Origin of the sequence: Rhizobium sp. CG4 (assembly GCF_023701965.1) — a bacterium.
Taxonomy (GTDB): Bacteria; Pseudomonadota; Alphaproteobacteria; order Rhizobiales; family Rhizobiaceae; genus Agrobacterium.
The window spans coordinates 260,938-283,036 of the sequence record NZ_JABAEG010000008.1; the positions used below are offsets into that span (position 1 = coordinate 260,938).

Here is a 22,099-nt window from a genome sequence, read left to right on the forward strand (position 1 = left end):
TACCGAATTTGATCAGCCGTCCGTCAGCGTCATCTCCGCGACGAAATCATAGGCATCGCCGCGATAAAGCGAGCGGGTCAGTTCCACGACCCGGCCGGAGTCGAGGTAGGATATTCGTTCGATTGCAAGACCAGCCGACCCTTCGGGAACGGCGAGCAGTGCTGCATCCTCACGATTGACGTTGCACGCCGAAATCCGTTGCACGGCACGCACAGGGCTGTAACCGGTGCGGCGAAGTTCGGCATATAAGGACGCTTCGATGACTTTCGGTTCCGGCAATATGTCGGAGGCGAGGCTGGCCCTCTCGATGGCAAGCGGCAACTCGTTGGCGATTCGCAGTCGCTCCAGACGTGCAACCAGCATGCCGACCTTCAGGCCAAGCATCATCATCTCGTCCGGGGACGGGGAAAACAGACCGCGTCCCAGCCATTCGGAGCGCGTGACGTAACCGCGCCGTGCCATATCTTCGGTAAACGAGGTCAGTTGAGACAGTGGCTGCTGAAGCCGGGAAACCGGCCGCATGACGAATGTGCCTGAGCCGTGTTTGCGGGTCAAAAGGCCATCCTTCACCAGATCATCGACCGCCTTGCGCACAGTGACGCGGCTGACATTGGCAAATTCGGCAAGATCACGCTCTGGAGGAAGGGCCTGACCATGTGTCAGCCGACCGGACAAAATCGCATTTTCCAGGCATTGACGCAGTTTGATGTAAAGCGGGCCGCTGCCGCTCGCCTGCAAATCATCGGGAGAAAACAGGTCAGACAGCGCCAGGGTCATGCTGTATTCTCCGCGTGTTTTAAGAAAGTGTCTTTGGCAAGCGAGATTGCACCGTAGAGAGCGTCCTCTGCCGGTTGAACCAGACGTTGCTGATGTCTTTCTGCAAGGTATGGTGCATAAAGTGCCGACAATCCGCCCAGCAGGCAAAGCCTGCCGCCATTGGATATCTCGGCCACCCGATCAAGCGCCAGATCAATGGAACCAACAGATTGGCTGAGCAGCGCAAGCGCCGCTGCGTCTCCCTGCGCTGCGAATTCAAAAACACGCGGTGCGTAGCGACCAAAATCACCTGGAATTGCGCTTTGTGAAAAGGCAATCATTTTGCGTGGGTCATTGGAAAACTCGCCCATCAGCGCCTGCGTCATCGACGTGTGTTGAGCAATGCCGTCATAGGCCAGCAGTGTTTCCTGCAGCGCCATCTGCCCGAGCCTGCCACCGCTTCCCAGATCGCCGAGATAATAACCCCAGCCGCCGATGTAACGGACGTCGGTGCCGATGCGAGCAATGTAGATCGTACCCGTTCCAAGAATGGCAATCGATCCGTCGCCGTCGCCAAGTGCACCCTGAAGTGCAATGAGTCCGTCCGACTCGATAACCGACTGATGGAATGGCAGACGCGGCAGCACGTAGGAAACGGTGTTTTCAACATTATTACCAGCAAGACCGAGATATGTGCAGGCCTCTGTAATGAGTTCAGGCGCAAGACCAGCATCGATAAATGCGGCTTGTGCGGCCTTGGTTATGTTCTGGATTGCGATATCAGGCGCGGTCATGATGTTGGATGCGCCGCTTTTGCCACGTCCAAGAATTCTGCCGGTAGTATCTGCGACCGCTGCCCGGCAACTCGTGCCGCCGCCGTCGACTCCCACGAGATATCGATGCATGAACTGTCTCCTCAATTGATAATACCAACAAAATACCAATTTCCAAGTAGCGGCTCGATAATTTTCTATTTTTCGTAAAAATCCAATTGAAGTAGGCGATTATGGCCCGTTCTTAACGCTCAAGGGGCCCAAAAATAAAAGAAAAATTAAAAGACGCTGGACAAGTGGTATTTTTTTGGCATTAAATCTGGTCATTGGGAGTTTCAAAATGATTGCAGGCGGAACGGAAGGTTTGCAGGACAGGGCAAAGGGCCTCGACACCATGGTGTCGAGTGAGATCCTCGCCCTTCTGAGCGGAGGACAGCAGGATGCAGCGCGCGCCGTGGACACGGCGCGGGACGATATTGCTGCGGCCTCTATGCTTGCTGCAGAAGCCATTTCGTCTGGCAACAAGCTTATCTATGCAGGGGCAGGAAGTTCTGGCCTGATGGCGCTGGCTGACGCGCTGGAATTGCCAGGCACATTCGGCATCAAGCGAGAACAGATCGCCATATTGTTTGCTGGCGGCACAGCCAATCTGTCTGAAATGCCAGGTGGTCCTGAGGATGATGTTGAGCAAGGTCGGCTTGATGCGGAAGCGGTGATGGCAGCAGGAGATTGCGTTGTCATCATATCTGCCAGTGGGTCGACGCCCTATGCGCTGGCCGTTGCGCAAGTCGCAAAGGAAAGAGGCGCGCGTATTGTCGGCATTGCCAACAATGCGGACGCGAAACTCTTCAGCCTGAGCGAGGTTGCCATTATGCTGAAAACCCCGCCCGAATTCGTGGCGGGTTCGACGCGCATGGGCGCTGGTACCGCACAGAAAATCGCTCTCAACATGTTTTCGACTTTGATGGCGATCCGGCTTGGTCACGTGCATGACGGCTACATGGTCAATCTGCGGGCCGATAACAAAAAGCTCATCGCACGTGCGGCAGGGATTGTTGCCGGCGTGACCGGGATTGAGACGGAAGAGGCTGGACGGCTGGTGGAAAAGGCGTCCGGTTCCGTCAAGGTTGCTATTCTGCTTGCCAAGGGTGCGGGCGACAAAAAATCAGCCGAAGATTTGCTTTCGCAAAGTGGCCAGAATGTCCGCCGTGCGCTCGCACTGATCGGCGGATAAGACGGAAAAATTATAGTTGCTGGACGCCAAGATGGCGTCACATCAAGAGGGAGAACGAACGATGACCCGTAATATCACCAAGGCTCTGCTACTGGGAGCAAGCCTTCTCGGTTATGCCAATATTGCATTGGCGCAGGACGTAACGTTGACCATCGAAAGCTGGCGCAACGACGACCTCGCTATCTGGAAAGACAAGTTTATTCCGGCATTCGAGGCCAAGAACCCCGGCATCAAGGTGGTCTTTCAGCCTATGGCACCAACGGAATATAACGCCGCGCTGAACGCCAAGCTGGAATCCGGTTCTGCCGGTGATCTCATCACCTGCCGTCCTTTCGATGCGTCGCTTGAACTGTTCAAGAAGGGCTATCTTGCTGACCTGACCAAGAATGGCGGTATGGAGAACTTCTCCGACGTCGCCAAGGCTGCGTGGTCCACGGACGATGGTAGCCAGACCTTCTGTGTGCCAATGGCTTCGGTTATTCATGGCTTCATCTACAACAAGGACGCCTTCGACGAATTGAAGATCGAAGTGCCGAAGACCCAGGCCGAGTTCTTTGCAGCCCTCGACAAGATCAAGGCTGACGGCACCTATGTGCCTATGGCCATGGGTACGAAGGACCTTTGGGAGGCCGCAACCATGGGCTACCAGAACATCGGTCCGAACTACTGGAAGGGTGAAGAAGGCCGTCTGGCACTGATCAAGGGCGAGCAGAAGCTGACCGACGCCGACTGGGTCAAACCTTATGAGGTTCTCGCCAAGTGGAAGGACTACCTCGGCGACGGTTTTGAAGCCCAGACCTATCCTGACAGCCAGAACATGTTCACACTGGGTCGCGCAGCGATTTTCCCAGCAGGTTCCTGGGAAATCTCCGGCTTCAACACGCAGGCACAGTTCAAGATGGGTGCCTTCCCACCGCCGGTAGAGAAAGAAGGCGACACCTGCTACATTTCTGACCACACCGACATTGGTGTCGGTCTGAATGCAAAGTCGAAACATGCTGCAGAAGCCACGAAGTTCCTCGAATGGGTTGCTTCGCCGGAGTTTGCCGATCTTTACGCCAATGCGCTGCCGGGCTTCTTCAGCCTGAACAAGACAGCCGTCAAGATGGCCGATCCGCTGGCACAGGAATTCGTCTCATGGCGCGAAACCTGCAAGCCGACAATCCGCTCGACCTACCAGATCCTGTCGCGCGGAACGCCAAACCTGGAAAATGAAACCTGGGTTGAATCTGCAAACGTGATCAACGGTACCGACACGCCTGCTGTGGCCGCTGAAAAGCTGCAGAAGGGCCTCGACAGCTGGTACAAGCCAGCGAAGTAAGGGCACAATCCCTTGCCCAAGGCGTTTATAAGCGCCTTGGGCACTGACCGAAAATCACTATCGCTATAACGTCGATCCTGTATCGTTGCATCTGCACGATGTCGCGATCCATTTTCTTCATGCAAGCCGGGCTGGTTCAATGAGCGCCGACATGACTTCAATCGATCAAAGGCCCAGCCGACGCCCCGTTCGTTGGCACATATTCCTGTTTATGCTGCCGGCCTTTCTCGTCTACACAGCGGTCATGATTGTGCCGCTTGGCAGCACGTTGTGGCTTTCCTTTTTCACCGAGGTCGATGGGCAAAGGGTTTTTGTCGGGTTACAGAACTTCAGGACGTTGTTCGGTGAACCGCGCTGGGCGGCCAGCTTCTGGAATGCGCTGACCAACAACACGATTTTTTTCATCATTCACATGTTGGTGCAAAACCCGATAGGCATCGCGCTGGCGGCCCTGCTGTCGCTACCGAAGCTGCGTTTTGCAGCGGTTTACCGCACCGCGATCTTCCTGCCGACGCTTTTGTCCTTCGTTATCGTCGGTTTCATCTGGAAGCTGATCCTGTCGCCTTTGTGGGGCATCGCCCCTATGCTGCTTGATCTGGTTCATCTGAAGAGCCTGTTTGCACCATGGCTTGGTCGCCCGAACTCGGCGCTGATTGCCGTGTCCCTGATCTCCGTTTGGCAATATGTCGGTATTCCAATGATGCTGATCTATGCAGCTTTGCTCAATATTCCTGACGAGGTGATCGAAGCTGCTGAAATGGACGGCATTACCGGCTGGAGCCAGTTCTGGAAGATCAAGCTGCCGCTCATCCTGCCAGCCATCGGTATCATTTCGATCCTGACATTCGTCGGCAATTTTAACGCTTTCGACCTGGTTTACACTGTGCAAGGGGCGCTCGCCGGACCGGATGGTTCGACCGACATTCTCGGCACTCTGCTTTACCGTACGTTCTTCGGTTTCCAGCTTCAGCTCGGTGACCGCTCGATGGGCGCAACCATTGCAACCGTGATGTTCTTCATCATTCTCGCCGGCGTCAGCTTCTATCTTTTCGCCATTCAGCGTCGCATGCGTCGCTATCAATTTTAAGGAGCAAAGAATGTCGAAAGCACGATCTTCCTTTGCCCGCACGGCCTCCGCCCACGCAATCCTGCTGGCCTACACCGCGATTTCTCTGTTTCCGGTGGTGCTGACAATCATGAACTCGATGAAATCGCGAAATGCGATTTTCCGGGATCCGATGCAACCACCGACACCTGCGACGTTTGACCTGGTGGGTTATACAACGGTATTGGGGCAGGGCGATTTCGTCCAGTACATGCAGAACTCTCTCGTCGTCACAGTCGGGGCGATTGCTTTGGTCCTGTTGTTTGGTGCGATGGCTGCTTTTGCCCTGTCGGAATATCGTTTCCGCGGCAATACCCTGCTGGGTCTCTATATGGCGCTCGGTATCATGATCCCGATCCGGCTTGGCACGATCGGTATCTTGCAGGGCATGGTCGCCACCGGACTGGTCAACACCAAAACGGCGCTCGTTCTCGTTTACACGGCGCAAGGCCTGCCGCTGGCAATCTTCATTTTGTCAGAGTTCATGCGCACTGTCTCTGACGATCTGAAAAATGCCGGGCGTATCGATGGGCTTTCCGAATACCGGATATTCTTCCGGCTTGTCCTGCCGCTGATCCGTCCAGCCATGGCAACCGTTGCCGTCTTTACCATGATCCCAATCTGGAATGACCTCTGGTTCCCGCTGATCCTGGCGCCCAGCGAAGCCACCAAAACGATCACACTCGGTGCGCAAATCTTCATCGGGCAATTCGTGACCAACTGGAATGCAGTGCTGGCAGCGCTTTCGTTGGCCATTGCTCCGGTACTTGTCCTTTATACCATCTTCTCGCGGCAGCTTATCCGCGGCATTACGGCAGGAGCAGTGAAATGAGCGCGCAGCCACTTAGGGTTCTCGTGGCCGGTCTCGGCAATATGGGGTTGAGCCATGCCCTGGCTTATGCGGCCAATCCGGGTTTTGAGATTGTCGGCCTCGTCAATCGCTCAACGCCTGAGCTGCCTGAAGCCCTTGCGGGACGTGAAATATTGCCATCATTTGATGAGGCGCTCAGCGAACTGAAGCCGGACCTGTGTTCGATCAACACCTACTCGGATAGCCATGCCAAATTTGCCATTCAGGCAATGGAAGCGGGCTCGCATGTCTTCGTGGAAAAACCCCTGGCAACCACCGTGGCAGATGCTGAGCGCGTTGTCGCTTGCGCCCGTGCCAACGGCCGCAAGCTGGTGGTAGGGTATATTCTGCGTCACCATCCATCCTGGGTGAAATTGATCTCGCTCGCTCGCGATCTTGGCGGTCCATATGTGTTCCGCATGAACCTCAACCAGCAGTCATCAGGTCATACCTGGGCAACACACAAGGCGCTGATGCAGACAACACCGCCAATCGTCGATTGCGGTGTGCACTATGTCGATGTGATGTGCCAGATCACCGATGCGAAGCCGGTGTCGGTTCGAGGTATGGGCTTGCGACTTTCCAATGAGATCGCGCCGGACATGTATAATTACGGCCACCTTCAGGTGATGTTTGAGGATGGTTCGATCGGCTGGTACGAGGCGGGCTGGGGACCGATGATCTCGGAGACGGCGTTTTTCGTGAAGGATGTAATGTCGCCAAATGGCTGCGTGTCCATCGTGATGGATCCGAATGCAAAGTCCGACGACATTGATACCCACACAAAAACATCGACCATTCGTCTTCACAAGGCCGACACCAAACCCGACGGCACATTTGTCACTCCGGATCAGTTCCTGCAGATGGAGGGTGAACCTGGGCACCAGGAGCTGTGTGATCTGGAACAGGCCTATGTGTTGAAGGCCATCCGCGAGGACATTGATCTGGACCGCCATATGACCGACGCTGTGCAGTCGCTTCGCATATGCCTTGCCGCAGACGAAAGTGTGCGAACCGGCCGAATGGTCGACCTTTGAATCTGGAGAATTGTTTTGGGTAAACTGACACTCAAATCTGTTGCGAAGTCCTTTGGTACGGTGGATGTGCTGAAAGGCATCAACCTCGAGGTCGACGACGGGGAATTTGTAATTTTTGTCGGGCCTTCGGGCTGTGGCAAGTCCACTCTGTTGCGGACGATTGCGGGCCTGGAAGATATCACCGCCGGCGAAATCGTCATTGATGGTCGCGAAGTGTCCAACGTGCCGCCGGCCAAACGCGGCATCGCCATGGTTTTCCAGTCCTACGCGCTTTATCCGCATCTGACGGTCAAGGACAATATGGGGCTTGGTCTCAAGCAGGCAGGAACGCCGAAGGCCGAAATTGAATCTCGTGTCGCTATGGCGTCATCGCTTCTGTCGCTGGAACCCTACTTGGCCCGACGACCGGCTGAACTGTCCGGTGGCCAGCGACAGCGTGTTGCCATAGGTCGCGCCATTGTGCGTGAACCGACATTGTTTCTATTTGACGAACCGCTTTCCAACCTCGATGCGGCACTGCGCGTACAGACCCGTCTGGAAATTGCCCGACTGCACCGTCGTCTCAAGGCAACGATGATCTATGTGACCCATGATCAGGTTGAGGCTATGACGTTGGCTGACAAGATTGTGGTGTTGAACGCCGGTCGCATCGAACAGATCGGTTCGCCGATGGAGCTTTTCAATCGTCCTGCCAATCTGTTTGTTGCTGGTTTTATCGGGTCGCCACAGATGAATTTCATCGACGCTGCCCGGTTGGGCGAGAGTGGTTATAAAACCCTCGGTATCAGACCGGAACATATGACCCTCTCACGTGAAAGCGGCACGTGGTCCGGCAAGGTCGTGCATGTCGAACACCTTGGTGCCGACACGATCGTTTATCTCGAAAGCGAGACCATCGGTCTGTTGACTGTGCGCCTGTTCGGAGAACATGCCTACGAGCCTGACGATGTGGTTTATGCCTCTCCCAACGGCGGTGCGACGCATCGTTTTGGCGAAGACGGCAATGCCATCAGATGACAGACATTCTGCTGGAAGTCTGTGTCGATGACATCGCAGGCCTTCAGGCGGCGATTGAGGGTGGAGCGGATCGTATCGAGTTATGCAGTGCGCTCGACCTGGGCGGCATGACACCTTCTGCCGGATTGATGACCTTTGCGGCACGCACTCCGGTACCGTGCTATGCGATGATCCGTCCACGGGCCGGAAACTTCGTCTATAGCCCTGACGAATTGACTGTCATGGAAGATGACATTCGTTTTGCCGCGTCCTGCGGTCTTGCCGGTGTTGTTTTCGGCGTAAACTTGGCCGATGGCAGGCTGAACACTGAAGCGATGAAAAAACTGTCGGAAGCAGTTCCGGGCATGCCGCGAACCCTCCACCGTGCTTTCGATCTGGTTCCCGATCTGGAGGAAGCGCTTGAGGTTGCGATTTCGTGCGGTTTCGAACGTATTTTGACGTCGGGTCGAGCAACGTCTGTTCCAAAGGGGCTGAGCGAGCTGCGAAAACTCGTGGAATTTGCCGACCGGCGTATCCGTATTATGCCCGGTGGTGGCGTCAATCTCGGCACTGTTGACGCAATACTGGAAACAGTTGAGGTGACAGAGCTGCACTCATCCTGCTCGGCCACAGTCGACATTACCGATCCCGCGGTGGTCGCATTCGGTTTTTCCGCTTCTACGATAAAGCGCACTGACGCGACGGTTGTTCACGCGTTAAAGCAAAGACTTACCCGTTAGAGCGGCCTATTCGTTTCGCCAAACGTAAAGGCAGTGCTCCACGCCAGCTATGGCGTGGGGCACTGTGCTGTTATCGGGAATTGCTCAGCCAGAAGTCCTGCCAATCCTGCAGCTTGGCAAAGTCGTCCGGGGTGGTCTCAGAGTGGTTGACGTAGAGTAGGTCAACGAAGTTCGCGATGCCGGAGACTTCGCTTTCAGGCATCTTGGCCTCTGTGTTGGTGGAGATCTTTCCGTCACCGAGCTGCGGCGCCATGCCCTCTTCAGTCATCATGAACCGCGCGAAAAGCTTGGCAGTGTTCGGGCTTTTGGTTCCCGCGGCGATGACAGCAACGCGCGGCGTAAGCTGGCCGATCCAAGGCTTCATCTCCTTGCAGATGCCCATGCCATAACCGTCTTTCTTCGCATCACGGAAGATGGCGGCGCTGAGGAAACCAACAGGTGGCTTCTCTTCCTTGGCACCAACGATCGGGCCAACATCCGTATCGGTCTTGGTGACCTTCGGTTTGTTCTGGGCAAGGCGTTTGACCCACTCGGCCGTTGCGCTTGCCTCATCGGTCTTCAGGTCTTCACCAAACTGCGCCTTGTAGGCTTCGCGCATCGCGTCGTCGCCATGGGTGGCCAGCTGGTTGAACCAGAACATCGTTTCATTGCGAAGCAATGGATCCGGAATGGCGACGCGGCCCTTCCATTCCTCTGTGGTCAAGGCCCACAGATTGTTAACCGGGCAGGTCTCACCGTTGACGTCGGTGTTGTAGGCAAAGACCCAAGGGTTGTTGCTGGTGATTGCCGGGCTCTGATATTCAGCCGGGATCTTACCCTTAAGATCGGGTGCCAACCAAGAAACACCGAAACCCTGCGGCAGGATCTGGCTTGCCACCGATGGCAAGTTGCTCATGTTGAAGACGTCAGTGCGGACGTTGCCAGCGGCGGCTTCGCGAGCGATAACCTGCTCCTGTTCCTGTCCGCTCATCTTAACGCCGGTTGCCTTCAGACCATAGGTCTTCGAAAAATTCTCGGCCATCGACACGATCTTGCCGGTGGCGTCGATGACGGTGATCGGCTCTTCTTTTTTGGCGGCCTCAATCAGCGCTTCCAGCGAATACTCGCTGTCGGGAATACCGATTTCCTTGACGTCCTGTGCCTGGGCGCTGGAAAGGCCCATTGCCAGAACGGAAATGCCAGCCAGCATGTAGATTGATGTTTTAGGCATAGTTTTCCTCCACTGCCTTTGATTTCGCATCCCCGTTATCGGGCGATACGTTTCTTCTCCTGGTCGAACAGATGCAGGTGCTGTCGTTCGACCCAGAAATGAATGCTCTCGCCTGCGGCGATGTGCGGGTTTTCGGTTGCTATGGCGAAGAAGCTGGCTCCTTCGACGTCGAGTTCGACGATCCAGCTGCCGCCGGTCGGAACGACGTCAACGATGGTGCCTTGTCCGGCCGCGCAGCGGCTGGCCTCTTCATCAGACAGGACGCCCACACGTGTGGCTTCCGGTCTGATACCGGCCGAAGCGACGGCCACACTGTCGATGCCGAAATGCGAGAGAACGCCGTTCAGCCAGACATGCAGCGGGCCGGTCTGACCCTCGGCTCGTTCAATGATGTTGATGGGAAGGCTGCCGACGAATTCGGCGACAAAGCGGTTGGCCGGACGCTCATAAATATCGTCAGGCGTGCCGATCTGCTGCAACTCTCCCTCACTCATGACAGCGATGGTGGTGGCGAGTGTCATTGCTTCCCACTGGTCATGGGTAACAAACACGATGGTTGAACCGGCTTCCGCGTGAATCCGCTTGAGCTCCGCACGCATTTCCAGACGCAGCTTGGCATCAAGGTTTGACAGCGGCTCGTCGAGCAGAATGATCGAAGGTTTCAACGCCAGCATGCGGGCCAGGGCAACGCGTTGTTGCTGACCGCCCGAAAGCTGTGCCGGGTACCGATCCGCATATCGTGCGATGCCCAGTTTCGTCATGACCTGATCAACGATGGCGTTGCGTTCGGCGGTCGGTATCGACCTTAATGTCAGGCCGAAGGCGACGTTGTCGCGGATCGTCATGTGCGGCCACAGGGCGTAGTTCTGGAAGACCAGTCCCATATTGCGTTTTTCAGGCACGGTGAAAACGCCGTCACCAACGGAGACGATAGGCTTGCCATCCACGAGAATGCGGCCGTCGGTGGGATGTTCAAGGCCTGCGATCATGCGCAGTGTCGTGGTTTTTCCGCAACCGGACGGGCCGAGCAGGCAAAGGAACTCGGATGCACCGATTTCCATGTTGAGATTGCCGATCGCGGCAGGCCCGCTGCGACCATAGTTTTTACGAATGTTTTCTAGGGTAATGCTGGACATTATTTGCTTCCCATGCCGTCTGAGAGATTGGCCTTGCCGATTTTCTGGACGAGCATCGTGCCGGTGAAGGCGACGATGCAGAGCATCACAACCACTGCATTGGCAGCCTGGCTGTAGCCGTAGTCGACGAGGCGGATTGCGTAGGTCGTGAGCAGATCTGTGCCTGGAACGGCAAGCACCACGACAAGACTGAGGCCCTTGATGCCGGATATAAAAGGCAGGAGGATTGCCGACACCAATGCGCCGCGCTGGATCGGTAGTACGATGGAGCCCATGCGGCGGAACCAGCCAGCACCGGCAATCTGCCCGGCTTCTTCGGGTTCTTTACCAAGCTGCATCATTGACGAGATGCCGGCGCGCGACGCGAATGGCATCTGGTCTGCGAGAATGGCGAGAACAAGGATGATCGGCGTGCCGTAAAGTGCTGGCAGTGGTGGACGGGCAACGGCAAACATCGAGAGATAAGCCGCAGCGAACGCGATACCGGGCACCAGATAAGGCAGGAAGGTGATCTGCCGCAGCGCCACTGACACGAAGGGAACCGGCGAGCGAACCACGGCGTAACCGACCAGCAAGCCAAGCAGGCCCGCGCCAGTGGCGGCAAGGCCGACCATCCAGACCGTGTTCCACAGCGCCAGCCAGAATTCACCTGTCAGCAAGATACCTTGATGCAGTGCGGTTGTGCCGAGATTGGTGCCAATCCAGTAATCGAGCGTGAAGTTATCAAGGCTGAACGAACCCGGCACGCGCATGACAGTCGTCAGCGTCAGCGCGATAAGCGGGATGGCTGCGCTGATGGCGAATACCGTGAATGCCCAGGTGAGTGCCGGAATTTGCCATTTGCCCAGCGGCGTTTGACGGACCATCGAGCCTTTCGAGCCAATGGTCACGAAACGTTTGGCTTCTTTCAAAAGCCGCATGTCGATGACGATGGAGATGGCCCCCAATAGTACGATCATGCCGGCAAGCACGGCAGATGCACCGGCCTGGCTTGTGGAGATGGCGCGGAATAACGAGGTTGCCAGCACATCGAAACCGACGGGGACACCGAGTACATAGGCGACGCCGAAATCACCGAGACATTTGGCGAAAATCAGCGTTGTTGCCGAGACCAGCGATGGCATCATCAGTGGCAGAATAATGCGGCGTGCGACAACGGCCGGGCTCGCACCAAGGCTACGCGCGGAATCTTCCAGCTGTGTATCGAACTGCTTGAGCGCATTGCCAAACAGCAGGATGACGAAGGGCGCATAATGAAGTGCCAAGATGAGCGAAATTGGTAGCGCACCATAGGCAAGCCAATCCGGCGGTGTGAAACCTAGTGTCTCCATCCAGCCGGGTTGACCACCGGTCGTGCGGTTCTTGAAAAGCGTCAGCCAGGCAAGTGCGAATGTCCAGGAAGGCAACATGTAAGGCACGAGCAGCGCTGTCGAGAACCACTTCTTGCACATTAAATCCGTCCGGCTTAGCAGCCAGCCGATCGGCGCACCCACCAGAAATGCGATGATGATGGCTGCAGCCGAAATGATCGCGGTATGGGCAAGCGGCCACCAGAAGAGATCCCGCGAAATTGGCGAAAGAAGCACGCGGTTCAGGTAATAGAGCGTCAAATCGCCCAGTTCCTGGCGGGTGCGTGCGAGATCGGCGAAATGCACCGTCACCGCATCGGCCAACAGCAGCAGGACGGGGGCGAGGATGAGATAGCCGAAGATCACCAGCAACAGCAGCGCCAGCATCAGCGTCGGGTCTGCGCTGTTGACGCGCATGAGATAAAAAAGCCTTTTCCAGGCCGGTTGAGGGCGCAAAGGGTCCTCCGGCAAAGTTGTTTGCAGGGTCATGGGATCACTTTCTGGGGTTTGAACGGGGTTGTTCCGACGTCAGTCCGGCAAGGTGCCCACCGCGTCGGTCACCGCACGGACGGCTCGCCACGCCTCGTCATATCGAACTGGCAAGAACTGCTCGTCACCGTTGAAGGCGGCAGTCATTTCCGGCGGAAAACGGAATGAAAAGAAACATGCTTTCAGCTTGTCCGCGAGCACGGGATCAAGATCATGAGCATGGGTAAAGGCGGCTGTTGGAAACAGCGGGCTTTGATAGATGACCCGAATGGCCGCCTTATCAATTGCCCCGCGTTCCACCAGGCGCTGCAGGACGTCGGAGGCGACCGCTGCCATATCATAATCACCTGACAGCACGCCCATTACCGATTTGTCGTGAGCGCCGGACATGATCGGCCGATAGTCGGAATCCGGTACGAGACCTTCGGCGGGAAATAGTGCGCGGGGTGCAAGATTGCCGGAATTGGAGGCGACAGCGACATGGGCGACACGTTTGCCCTTCAGGTCGGCAAGGTGTTGGTAAGGGGAATCTGCGCGTACGATAGCGACGAGATGATAACCGCGCACTTCGCCATTTTGTCCTTTGGCGGCAAAGGGCACTGCACCGGCCATATTGACGGCCTCAACTGTCGGGCCGGTGGAGAAGCCAGCAAAATGCAGGCGGCCAGACCGCATCGCGGCAATTTCCGCCGAGACGGATTGCACAGGGTAATAGACGATTTGCCGGTCAAGACAGGTGGAAAGGTGTTTTGTGAACGGGCGGAACAACCGCGCATAAACGGCGGGATCCTCGATCGGTGCGAAGGCCCAGACAAGTGTATCGGGATTGCGCAATTTCGACGGGTCCGTCGGAAGGTCAGCAACGAGGTCACCATCGGCGTCGCAATAGGCCTGATCAAGCGCTGCGCGCTGATCGCACGGGGCTGCGCTTGCAACCGCACTATCGGTCAACATGAAAGCAATCAGCATGCAGCCTGCCGCAAGGGCGCCGTGGTAATTCATTTTCTCCTCCCGAAGGATTTTACCGTCTCGCGTCGACAAAACCCTTGCTATAGGATGACAGCTATACCGAATTTCCTGTCAGAGTCCTGTCAACCTCATGCGCATCCTTCTCATAGAAGATTCCGTCGACATTGCCGAAGCGATTGAATCCAAGCTGATGCGGGCTGGACACCATGTAACATGGGCGCAAGACGGCATATCTGGCGAGGAGTTAGCGATCCATGGCGAATTTGATGTTGTGGTGCTTGATATCAACTTGCCGGGGCGGAGCGGTTTTGAGGTCATGGCGCATATGCGCGACCGGAATTCACCGACACCGGTGTTGGTGATTACGGCCAGAAACCAGCTGGATGACAAGATCAGCCTGCTTGATCTTGGCGCCGATGACTACATTGTCAAACCGTTTGACCTCGGTGAGCTTGAGGCGCGGTTGAGGGCGGTCACGCGCCGTCACAAGGGGCTTGCCAAATCGATCATTCGCATTGGCGGGCTGGAGATTGATCTGAATTCGCGGGCCGCCAGCGTGGATGGAAGCCCGCTGGAACTCGGGCGTCGCGAATTCGAATTTCTCGAAGTGCTCGCCACACAAGCTGGCAACACGGTCAGCAAGGACAAGCTTTATCTGAAACTGTTCGGGCATGATGATGTTGGCACACCCAATGCCGTTGAGCTGCTGGTGTCGCGTGTGCGTAAAAAGCTTGAAGCCGTTGATGTCGAGATCGTCACCCATCGTGGTGCGGGTTACATGCTGCGCAGCAAGACCGATGCGGTAAGCTGATGGCGCGATTGTCGATCGAGCGCCGTTTGCTTATCACAACTGTCTGTCTGTTCGTAGTGATTGGCAGTGTGCTTGCCCTGACGGTCCGCACCTATGCGCGGCGTGCAGCAGACGAGGCGTTTGACCGTGTGTTGACGGCCTCCGCACTTGCCATTGCCGATACTGTTGGTATCGAGGAAGGCGCCGTTACGGTCGATATTCCCTATTCCGCCTTTGCTATCCTCGGGACCTCGCGTCTCAATCGGGTGTTCTATCGGGTCACAGCGCCCGACGGCAGTCTGGTGACCGGCTCCCCTATTCTCGGCCTCGACATACCACTTGCCAATGAAGAGACCCTGCACCTGCATGATGCGGTCTATCGCGGCGATGCAGTGCGTATCGCTTCTGTGCAACGTTACCGCGCCGACACGGTGACGGGAACGGGCGGCTGGATCGGCGTGATGGTGGCTGAAACCCGCGAGGCGCGACGGGAACTGGCCGGGCAATTGACCTTCAACGGCATGTTGCCAGCTGTCACCATTGCGCTGTTGGCCGGTGGTCTGATCCTCGTTTCGGTCCGGTCGGCTTTTTCGCCGCTTCGTCTTATCGAAAGTAATCTGCGGGCACGGCGTCCGTCCGATCTGAGCCGGATTGACCGGGAAGTTCCGGTGGAAGTGTCCGCGCTGGTGTCTGCATTGAATGAGTTTATGGACCGCTTGGGCTCGGTTTTGGATGGAGTAAAACGCGTCACTGCGGATGCTGCGCATCAGTTGCGCACGCCACTGGCCGCCATTCAGGCGCAGGCCGAGGTAGGGCTAGAAGAAGCGGAAGACCCGCAAACGCGTCGCCGTTTGTCGCGTATTCATCACAACGCGCGTGAAGCTGGGCTGCTGGCGAACATGTTGCTTTCCGAAGCAACAACACTGCACCGATTGGAAACGCAGGAACGCGAGATCGTCGATTTCGGCGACGCCATCAGGAATGCCTTGCAAATGCTGCGGGCAGAGAGCGCCTATACCAGCCAGATGCTCTGCCTCACGCTCACGACGCATGATGCTCCGGTCCCGGTTGAGGCAGAACCGGTCGTGTTGCGTGAGATGGTTCGCAACGTGATCGAAAACGCCTTCATTCACGCGGCTGGTCCAACGACGGTGCAATTGGAGGCGGTGGATGGTTCGGCGACCTTACAGGTCATGGACCGTGGGCCGGGTATACCGGATGCGGAAAAGGGCAAGATCTTCCAGCGGTTTGTTCGCGGTGGTGCGCGACGGGCAGGGTCAGGCCTTGGCCTTGCCATTGCAAAGGATGTGGTCGTGGCCTTCGGCGGACGTATTTCCGTTGCGGACCGTGTCGGTGGTGGTCTTGTCGTCGAGGTCGTGCTGCCAATGATTGCAGGGCAGGACAAAGATGTCTAACGTTGTTCGTAGCGCGCTGTTTTGCCTGTTGTTGATTGGCAGTCTTGTGCCAATGACCGTGCAGGCACAGGACAGAGCGGTCCGCATTACCGGTGTCGTGTCTGAAGAACGGATTGCGCCTTTGATTGCAGTGATCGAGAGCCGCTTGCCGGGAACGCAGCTGTCTTACGTCAGGCTTTCCTCTGCGCAGATCGCTGCCGAAGCAAAACGTGCCAACCCGCCATTTGACATTGCTCTGTTCTCTTCGCCGGATATTGCCGTCTCCGTCGCCAATGAGGGTTACGCAGCCGATAACGGCGCGGCTGTCATCGCTGCCGAAGAACAATGGCGTCATGAAGTTTTTGGTTTCTGGTCAGACCCCGCCGTGATGGTGTTGAGGCAGGACGCCTTTGCGGATCGACTGCCGCGCACCCGTATCGAGCTGGTACGTGCCCTTGAACAGAACAGCGAGCAGTTCTCACGCCGTGTCGGCATCGTCAATATCGGGATAGATGATGTAAGCTACCTGCTGGCTTCGCAGGACTCCATACGCACTTCGCTCTATTGGCGATTGATGCGCTCTTTCGGCGTTGCCAAAGCGCGAATTTACGACACGACAGACGATTTGCTGGAGGCGTTGCGGGCCGGTGAGATTGATGTTTTGTACAATGTGCCGCTGTCTACCCTATCAGCCAATGGTGCCTTGCCAGCGGGTGTGACGGTTGCCGTACCGCAAGATTACGTGCTTGCGGTGCCGTGGACTGTGCTAATGCCAAAGGGTGCAACAAACCTTCGCGATGCAAGCGCTGCCCTGCAAGTGCTTCACTCGGTTGACGCGAAGCCCGCTCTTGCCGAAGCCGGTTTCAGCTATCCCATCGATTTTACGTCGTTCGACAGTCTGCAGGGGATCGAGCTTGGGCCTGAACTTCTGGTGTTTCGCGATACGATCAAACGCAGCAAGTTTCTCGACATCTGGTTTCAGATGGTTGTGAATTGACTGCTTTTTCAGGCCAGCTGCAAATCAAGCTGTGGGTAAAGCTTTTTGAGGTTTGGCAGGGATTTCGATTGCCAGGGATATTGCGAAGTGCCCTTGATCAAAAACTGCGTCTCTGATTGTTTGCGTGCTTCGATTGTCAGTTTGGCCAGAAGGTTTATTCCGGATGAGTTCAGGAACTCCAGGCCGGTCAGATCAAAGATCACCCGATCACGATTTTCGTGAAGCGCAGTCAGGGCAAGAGAGTAGATCGGCGCATAGGCATCCGGTCCAGCCAGCCGCAAAACTCCATCAAAATAAACGCAATCGTTTTCGGTCCATATCCGAAAATTCTCGTCTCTGATTTCCATCTGCTATTCACCTGTTGGAGGTCAGTGGCAACGCAAGCGAAGCTGTTGTTGTCAGTCTAACGCGATCGTCATTGGAAGTCTCAAACTCCCATGACATGCGCGCATCATAATCGGCCAAAAGCGTTAGCAAGCCCAATCCCGAACCTCCGGTGTCGGATACGGCATTGGCTTCAATTTGCCGGATAAGCAGTTCGCCCGGGTCAACTGATAACATGTTTATCAGTATTTCCTGAAATTTACCTGATGTTTCGGCGTTGATCTTATTGCAAACCCGCATCAGAAACGTGCCGTCGACAACACAGGCTTCGATGACGATCTTGCCGGGCTGCCTAAATTTTACTGCGTTTTCGATCAGTTCATTGCTCAGATATCCAATGTTGTGACGAATATTCGTGTGCAGCGCTCGTGAGCCGAAAAAAGGCAGTGCCATCGCCTCGGCGATAAAATCGGATGTGAGCCCCGAGTGCCGCCAACCAAGTTCAAGCGGACCGTCGACCAGCGTCAGGCGGGCCCCTTGTGAGAAGCTGGCTTCAGTAAGATTGTAAACCCCAAGGACGCTTCTGGACATAGCTTACCTGTGCCGCAATACGAGAAGGGTGATGTCGTCGTGAACCTTGTGTGGACCGATGTAGTCCATAAGCTTGGCGATGATGCCGGCGGCGATACGGTCAGCACTTTGCCGGTGTAATTTCACCGCTTCGTCGCAAAGACGGTCTATGCCGAAAAGCTCTCCGCTAACGTTTTCCGCTTCGGTCACACCGTCCGTGTGCAGAACGATGATATCGTCTTTTGCCAGACTGATCTTGCGCGTTCCAACAAAAGGCGAAATGTCGGACTCCAACCCAATTGGAAGGCCGAGATCCATGGTTTCAATTCGTTCCAGCGCACCATTGGCACGCACGACAATGACCTCCTCATGCTGTCCGGAAATCAGCATATCGTGCCCGTCATAGTCAAGGAAGGCCAGCGTCAGATGTTTGTCGATCCGGGTTCTGATGATATTCTTGAACAGTGCGCTGTTCAGATCAACCAAAAACTTCACCGGATCGGTCGTGCCCGCTTCATGCAGCGCTCTGGCAACAGATTGCACCATCAGCATCAGGACACCGCTTTCAAGGCCGTGCCCGGTGACATCACCGATACCAATCTTGAACCGCCCATTCGCTTCCAGAACGTCATAGTAGTCACCGCCCACCTCGTCAGCGGCGCTCATAAAGGCAGCGATCTCCAGATCCTTGGATGAGGCGAGTTCGGAGGCAAGCGGCAGAACCATCATCTGGATTCTTTCGGCAACTGCGAGTTCCGTGCCTAAGCGCCGATTTTCTTTTTCTAGCTGGGCGTTGAGCACCGAAATCTCTTCTTTTGCCTCTTCGATTTCGGCGGTTCGCTCCTCAACCAGCTGTTCGAGATTTTCGGTGTGATAACTGATCTGCTGCGCCATTCGATTGAAGGCTTCACTGGCCTGCCCCACCTCGTCGCGGCTGGTGACCGGCACACGCACCGAGTAATCCTGCGTCTGGATCCGGCGTGCGGCACTGGCAAGCGCACTGACGCCGCCGGTAATGCGTTTCGACACTGCAAGCACGGCCAATGTCACAATGATCAACGACAGGAGGATCGCGAGGATCTGATAGATGATGATGCGGTTGGTCGCGTCGGAAATCTTCGATTGAGCCGCGAAAAGGGAAGCATATATTTCCCGCTCAGGTACAACGATGCCAAGCGACATAGCATCTTTGCGGACATGGCCCGGCTCCCAGAGGTTGCTGGGTGGCAGGTTTTTCATGATCACCATATAGGGCACCGGCTCGCCGTCCTGATCCAGTGTAAGGTGCCTTATGTCCTCACCGGGATTGTTGGCCAATTCCGTTATGGCAGGTTGCGAGCTGCCTTTCAGTGAGCGTTCGAGACCGGTCACACCGGTTCCCTTGGTGTCGCTGGCCGAACGCAGGCCAATCGTCTGTTCACCGTCCTTGCTGATGGCGATGACGTTGCCATCGGACATCGACAAAAATCCGAAGCCGGTTTCGGCAACTTTCACATTTTCGACGATCTCGGCAAGCTGATCGAGGGTGATGTCGGCACCAGCCGTTCCGGCAACGTTTTTCCTGTCAGTGCTCCATAGCGGATGAAAAAAGCTGACAATCTGTTTGCCAGTTATAGCATCGGTATACGGGGCTGTTCGGGTGATGTCATCGGGACCGGTATGTGCCCTCAACTCCGCGTCCCAACCCTGCCAGGACTCATAGAGGCCGGGGAAAAAGAAGTCCCAGAAATTGGCGGTGTTGTGCCCGGGATAAAGCCGGTCAAAAGTCTGCGCCTGATCGGTATAGGGTGCGGTCCTAAAGATCGGCCGTTCCTTTGGGCCGATAAAATACATTTGAAGTTTGGAAGAGCCGTTTTTCAGAAGACTGGGTGCCACGAGATCAAGAACGGCGCTTGTCTGAATCTCGTCCTGTACATCAGCTCGCGGTGAACGGTCTTCATTTAGCAGGTAACCCCAGGCGCTGACGACAGATGGTGCACCCGGCGCATTCTGTGCCCACTGACCAGCGGGGTCGTAGGTAAGCTGAACGCTAGCCGGCGAGGTTCCGGAAATTGCAGAGCCGATATTTTTCTGCCGTTGTGGATTGTCTATCTGTTCCTGCAACACGCCGGCAAGGACGCTGACGTCATTGTTGACCTGACCGAGAAGCAGCGAGACCTGGGCCGCCGTAGAATTGGCATAGGTTCGGATATAGTCCTGGCTCGCCTGCTCAAGACCATGGCCGACCTCTTCGGTCGCGTCACGCGACAGGCGCTGCACATTCCATAAAGCCAACCCTCCACTGATCAGCAAGTCAATGAGAACGGCGCTACCGACGACGAGAATGAACTTGGCGCGAAATGAGCCCCACGGGCGGATTGAGGTCAAGGTTTTGGGCATCAGTATGGTTTCCGTCCGGATGCAGCCCAGATTGGCCATCCCGCATATCCCTTGGGGTGTAGGGCGGCGAGCACATGATCTTTGAACCCTTGCCGGAACCGGCGGATGAAGTCGGGAGGATCACCGCGACGGACGGCCATTTGTCCGGCATAAACATCTTCCCACGCTTCAATCACATCGGCGAAATCTCTTGGGTCCCCATCGAGGTTTGTTACCATGAAGGATTCCACCTTGATGTCGTCAAAACCGGCATCGTTGAGAAGACGGCGGCTTTTTGGTCCCATTTCCACATCCATGTCGAAATGGCTGAACAGTTTCGCCACCTGCTCATAGGTCCAGCGGATCGATTCCGAATGGGGTTCACCGAGGCAATGGGAGTTTTTTTCGTTGGTGATGTAAACTCGGCCGCCCGGTTTGCAAATCCGAAACAACTCGCGCAGAAGGATGTCCGGCCGGTCAAAGATCTGCAGAGAGTGGCGGCAGGTGACAAAATCAAACTGATTGTCGGCCAACAACATCTGTGCGGCATCTCCATAGGTGTATTCGATTGAGGTCAGACCGAATTCTGCGGCGACACGCCTGGCGTAGTCGAGGCTTCTTTTCGAGTGATCCAGCGCAACCAGACGTGCCGGTTCGAATTGACGTTTGATCAAGGTCGCGAAGTCACCGATACCGCAGCATATGTCGGCGATGCTCAGCCCATTTCGCATACCATGCCGCGGCAGAATTTCGCGTTCGTGTCGCCAGGTCATTTTGGTCTGTGTTCGCAAAATAGGAATGAAGCTCTCATCCTCGACGAAGGTTTGCCCGGGATAAAAGGCTGAATCGTAAATCTCGACCGACAGGTTGGGTTGGATGGAGGCAAGTGTTTGGAAAAGAGGTGCGGACCAGGCGATGACACTCGATGCAACAACGATGATGTTGCGCTGGGTTTTTGTCTTGCAGGTCTCAGTTAGTACCTGCTCAAGACAACGAAACGCGGTCATGTTCAGATGTGTGACCCGTTTTATGTTGAGATAGATGACATTGCCGTTGCTATTGAGACTGCGCCTGATCACATCAAGAACACCAGCCATCTCACTGGGTGATGAAGGACGTATCCTGCCGCTCAGCACGATTTCCTGGTTGATATCGTCGAATTCAGCGGAAAATGATGACGAGAACTGGCTCATTATGCGCCCTCCTGCAGCATAAAATCTGCAGTCAGGATTACGCGATCGTCGGCGTCAGTCTCAGCTTGGACATTGACCTTTATGGCCTCAGCAAGAACCAGCAGATCGTGGTCGGGATGATATTCCTCTCTCCGTGCCGATCGATCAAGGTTTTGCCAGCGCAGCAGGTCCGTCCTGTCGGGGGTAAAGCCGACGCAGACGCGGACACATGCGTCACCCCTCAGAAGATTAAAATCAATATTACCGACAGGTTTTGCAGAACGAAAAGCCAGTTCTACAATCTCGTTGATAAGCAACGAACTGAAGTTGGCGTAGCGGGACGGGTCCTCGTGCGACTGGGCAACAATGTCGGCGAGATATTCGGAGATTGTGTCACATAGGCGAAACTCCGACGTGAAAAGGCTGACGTCTAGCGCCAATGCTGCCATGTCCTGAAACGTTTCCGGGTTGGGACTGGCATATGGTCCGGTCATGATCACCTCCAAACACTTCAGGTAAGATGTCGAGA

At 55.8% G+C, this 22,099-nt stretch carries 21 protein-coding genes; 10 read left to right on the top strand and 11 right to left on the bottom strand.

Annotated features, from left to right (window positions below; all coding sequences use genetic code 11):
• Positions 1-12: 12 nt before the first annotated feature.
• Together HGO37_RS21195 and HGO37_RS21200 are read right to left on the bottom strand one after the other, a co-directional pair.
• Complete coding sequence (locus tag HGO37_RS21195) at positions 13-777, bottom strand: GntR family transcriptional regulator (RefSeq protein ID WP_250985077.1); 765 nt, start codon at positions 775-777, stop codon at positions 13-15.
• Positions 774-1,661, bottom strand: a complete 888-nt coding sequence (locus HGO37_RS21200; protein ID WP_250985078.1) for a glucosamine kinase nucleotide-binding domain-containing protein — start codon at positions 1,659-1,661, stop codon at positions 774-776. The genes HGO37_RS21195 and HGO37_RS21200 overlap by 4 nt, the downstream gene beginning before the upstream one ends.
• Positions 1,662-1,869: 208 nt before the next feature.
• On the opposite strand from HGO37_RS21200, the gene HGO37_RS21205 reads away from it, so the two are divergent.
• The 7 genes from HGO37_RS21205 to HGO37_RS21235 all read left to right on the top strand — a co-directional run bounded on the left by HGO37_RS21205 (position 1,870) and on the right by HGO37_RS21235 (position 8,812).
• A complete protein-coding gene (locus tag HGO37_RS21205; RefSeq protein WP_250985079.1) occupies positions 1,870-2,763 on the top strand; it encodes an N-acetylmuramic acid 6-phosphate etherase in 894 nt (297 codons plus the stop codon).
• Between the two features lie 61 nt (positions 2,764-2,824).
• Positions 2,825-4,084 (top strand): ABC transporter substrate-binding protein, encoded by a 1,260-nt coding sequence (locus tag HGO37_RS21210; RefSeq protein ID WP_250985080.1) that lies wholly within the window; start codon positions 2,825-2,827, stop codon positions 4,082-4,084.
• 151 nt (positions 4,085-4,235) lie between these two features.
• Positions 4,236-5,171: a carbohydrate ABC transporter permease gene (locus HGO37_RS21215; RefSeq protein ID WP_502941442.1), complete on the top strand. Its 936-nt coding sequence runs from the start codon at positions 4,236-4,238 to the stop codon at positions 5,169-5,171.
• A 10-nt stretch (positions 5,172-5,181) separates the two neighbouring features.
• Positions 5,182-6,021: a carbohydrate ABC transporter permease gene (locus tag HGO37_RS21220; RefSeq protein ID WP_250985082.1), complete on the top strand. Its 840-nt coding sequence runs from the start codon at positions 5,182-5,184 to the stop codon at positions 6,019-6,021.
• Positions 6,018-7,076, top strand: a complete 1,059-nt coding sequence (locus HGO37_RS21225) for a Gfo/Idh/MocA family protein (RefSeq protein ID WP_250985083.1) — start codon at positions 6,018-6,020, stop codon at positions 7,074-7,076. Before HGO37_RS21220 ends, HGO37_RS21225 begins: the two co-directional genes overlap by 4 nt.
• Before the next feature lie 15 nt (positions 7,077-7,091).
• Positions 7,092-8,093 (top strand): ABC transporter ATP-binding protein, encoded by a 1,002-nt coding sequence (locus HGO37_RS21230; RefSeq protein WP_250985084.1) that lies wholly within the window; start codon positions 7,092-7,094, stop codon positions 8,091-8,093.
• Positions 8,090-8,812, top strand: a complete 723-nt coding sequence (locus HGO37_RS21235; protein WP_250985085.1) for a copper homeostasis protein CutC — start codon at positions 8,090-8,092, stop codon at positions 8,810-8,812. The genes HGO37_RS21230 and HGO37_RS21235 overlap by 4 nt, the downstream gene beginning before the upstream one ends.
• A gap of 70 nt (positions 8,813-8,882) precedes the next feature.
• On the opposite strand, the gene HGO37_RS21240 is transcribed toward HGO37_RS21235, so the two are convergent.
• Genes HGO37_RS21240 through phnD form a run of 4 tightly spaced genes read right to left on the bottom strand, consistent with a single transcriptional unit; the run spans position 8,883 to position 13,998 of the window.
• On the bottom strand, positions 8,883-10,022 hold the full coding sequence (locus HGO37_RS21240; RefSeq protein ID WP_250985086.1) for an ABC transporter substrate-binding protein: 1,140 nt from the start codon (positions 10,020-10,022) through the stop codon (positions 8,883-8,885).
• 35 nt (positions 10,023-10,057) lie between these two features.
• Complete coding sequence (locus HGO37_RS21245) at positions 10,058-11,158, bottom strand: ABC transporter ATP-binding protein (RefSeq protein ID WP_250985087.1); 1,101 nt, start codon at positions 11,156-11,158, stop codon at positions 10,058-10,060.
• Positions 11,158-12,996, bottom strand: coding sequence for an ABC transporter permease (locus tag HGO37_RS21250; RefSeq protein WP_250985088.1), 1,839 nt, complete (start codon positions 12,994-12,996; stop codon positions 11,158-11,160). The genes HGO37_RS21245 and HGO37_RS21250 overlap by 1 nt, the downstream gene beginning before the upstream one ends.
• A gap of 39 nt (positions 12,997-13,035) precedes the next feature.
• Positions 13,036-13,998 (bottom strand): phosphate/phosphite/phosphonate ABC transporter substrate-binding protein, encoded by a 963-nt coding sequence (gene phnD, locus HGO37_RS21255; protein WP_250985089.1) that lies wholly within the window; start codon positions 13,996-13,998, stop codon positions 13,036-13,038.
• Positions 13,999-14,095: 97 nt separating this feature from the next.
• Here phnD and HGO37_RS21260 point away from each other — a divergent pair, with 97 nt between their 5' ends.
• Genes HGO37_RS21260 through HGO37_RS21270 form a run of 3 tightly spaced genes read left to right on the top strand, consistent with a single transcriptional unit; the run spans position 14,096 to position 17,146 of the window.
• A complete protein-coding gene (locus tag HGO37_RS21260) occupies positions 14,096-14,776 on the top strand; it encodes a response regulator transcription factor (RefSeq protein WP_250985090.1) in 681 nt (226 codons plus the stop codon).
• Entirely contained in the window at positions 14,776-16,170 is a 1,395-nt protein-coding gene (locus tag HGO37_RS21265) for a sensor histidine kinase (RefSeq protein WP_250985091.1), read from the top strand. Before HGO37_RS21260 ends, HGO37_RS21265 begins: the two co-directional genes overlap by 1 nt.
• A complete protein-coding gene (locus HGO37_RS21270; protein ID WP_250985092.1) occupies positions 16,163-17,146 on the top strand; it encodes an ABC transporter substrate-binding protein in 984 nt (327 codons plus the stop codon). Before HGO37_RS21265 ends, HGO37_RS21270 begins: the two co-directional genes overlap by 8 nt.
• Before the next feature lie 8 nt (positions 17,147-17,154).
• Here the strand turns inward: HGO37_RS21270 and HGO37_RS21275 are convergent, their stop codons facing one another.
• From HGO37_RS21275 to HGO37_RS21295, 5 genes are read right to left on the bottom strand one after another with little or no spacing between them, the layout of a single operon-like run.
• Positions 17,155-17,493 carry a slr1659 superfamily regulator gene (locus HGO37_RS21275; protein WP_250985093.1) on the bottom strand — a complete coding sequence of 113 codons (339 nt, stop codon included), beginning with the start codon at positions 17,491-17,493 and terminating at the stop codon, positions 17,155-17,157.
• 7 nt (positions 17,494-17,500) lie between these two features.
• A complete protein-coding gene (locus HGO37_RS21280) occupies positions 17,501-18,061 on the bottom strand; it encodes a slr1658 superfamily regulator (protein WP_250985094.1) in 561 nt (186 codons plus the stop codon).
• Positions 18,062-18,064: 3 nt separating this feature from the next.
• Positions 18,065-20,419, bottom strand: coding sequence for a SpoIIE family protein phosphatase (locus HGO37_RS21285; protein ID WP_250985095.1), 2,355 nt, complete (start codon positions 20,417-20,419; stop codon positions 18,065-18,067).
• Positions 20,419-21,591, bottom strand: a complete 1,173-nt coding sequence (locus HGO37_RS21290) for a class I SAM-dependent methyltransferase (protein WP_250985096.1) — start codon at positions 21,589-21,591, stop codon at positions 20,419-20,421. The genes HGO37_RS21285 and HGO37_RS21290 overlap by 1 nt, the downstream gene beginning before the upstream one ends.
• A complete protein-coding gene (locus tag HGO37_RS21295) occupies positions 21,591-22,064 on the bottom strand; it encodes a hypothetical protein (protein WP_250985097.1) in 474 nt (157 codons plus the stop codon). Before HGO37_RS21295 ends, HGO37_RS21290 begins: the two co-directional genes overlap by 1 nt.
• Positions 22,065-22,099: the final 35 nt, after the last annotated feature.

Excerpts from the sequence above, each read along its gene's own strand:
- HGO37_RS21195 (WP_250985077.1), bottom strand. The coding sequence starts at position 777 with ATGACCCTGGCGCTGTCTGACCTGTTTTCTCCCGATGATTTGCAGGCG.
- HGO37_RS21200 (WP_250985078.1), bottom strand. The coding sequence starts at position 1,661 with ATGCATCGATATCTCGTGGGAGTCGACGGCGGCGGCACGAGTTGCCGG.
- HGO37_RS21205 (WP_250985079.1), top strand. The coding sequence starts at position 1,870 with ATGATTGCAGGCGGAACGGAAGGTTTGCAGGACAGGGCAAAGGGCCTC.
- HGO37_RS21210 (WP_250985080.1), top strand. The coding sequence starts at position 2,825 with ATGACCCGTAATATCACCAAGGCTCTGCTACTGGGAGCAAGCCTTCTC.
- HGO37_RS21215 (WP_502941442.1), top strand. The coding sequence starts at position 4,236 with ATGACTTCAATCGATCAAAGGCCCAGCCGACGCCCCGTTCGTTGGCAC.
- HGO37_RS21220 (WP_250985082.1), top strand. The coding sequence starts at position 5,182 with ATGTCGAAAGCACGATCTTCCTTTGCCCGCACGGCCTCCGCCCACGCA.
- HGO37_RS21225 (WP_250985083.1), top strand. The coding sequence starts at position 6,018 with ATGAGCGCGCAGCCACTTAGGGTTCTCGTGGCCGGTCTCGGCAATATG.
- HGO37_RS21235 (WP_250985085.1), top strand. The coding sequence starts at position 8,090 with ATGACAGACATTCTGCTGGAAGTCTGTGTCGATGACATCGCAGGCCTT.
- HGO37_RS21240 (WP_250985086.1), bottom strand. The coding sequence starts at position 10,022 with ATGCCTAAAACATCAATCTACATGCTGGCTGGCATTTCCGTTCTGGCA.
- HGO37_RS21245 (WP_250985087.1), bottom strand. The coding sequence starts at position 11,158 with ATGTCCAGCATTACCCTAGAAAACATTCGTAAAAACTATGGTCGCAGC.
- HGO37_RS21250 (WP_250985088.1), bottom strand. The coding sequence starts at position 12,996 with ATGACCCTGCAAACAACTTTGCCGGAGGACCCTTTGCGCCCTCAACCG.
- phnD (WP_250985089.1), bottom strand. The coding sequence starts at position 13,998 with ATGAATTACCACGGCGCCCTTGCGGCAGGCTGCATGCTGATTGCTTTC.
- HGO37_RS21260 (WP_250985090.1), top strand. The coding sequence starts at position 14,096 with ATGCGCATCCTTCTCATAGAAGATTCCGTCGACATTGCCGAAGCGATT.
- HGO37_RS21265 (WP_250985091.1), top strand. The coding sequence starts at position 14,776 with ATGGCGCGATTGTCGATCGAGCGCCGTTTGCTTATCACAACTGTCTGT.
- HGO37_RS21270 (WP_250985092.1), top strand. The coding sequence starts at position 16,163 with ATGTCTAACGTTGTTCGTAGCGCGCTGTTTTGCCTGTTGTTGATTGGC.
- HGO37_RS21275 (WP_250985093.1), bottom strand. The coding sequence starts at position 17,493 with ATGGAAATCAGAGACGAGAATTTTCGGATATGGACCGAAAACGATTGC.
- HGO37_RS21280 (WP_250985094.1), bottom strand. The coding sequence starts at position 18,061 with ATGTCCAGAAGCGTCCTTGGGGTTTACAATCTTACTGAAGCCAGCTTC.
- HGO37_RS21285 (WP_250985095.1), bottom strand. The coding sequence starts at position 20,419 with ATGCCCAAAACCTTGACCTCAATCCGCCCGTGGGGCTCATTTCGCGCC.
- HGO37_RS21290 (WP_250985096.1), bottom strand. The coding sequence starts at position 21,591 with ATGAGCCAGTTCTCGTCATCATTTTCCGCTGAATTCGACGATATCAAC.
- HGO37_RS21295 (WP_250985097.1), bottom strand. The coding sequence starts at position 22,064 with ATGACCGGACCATATGCCAGTCCCAACCCGGAAACGTTTCAGGACATG.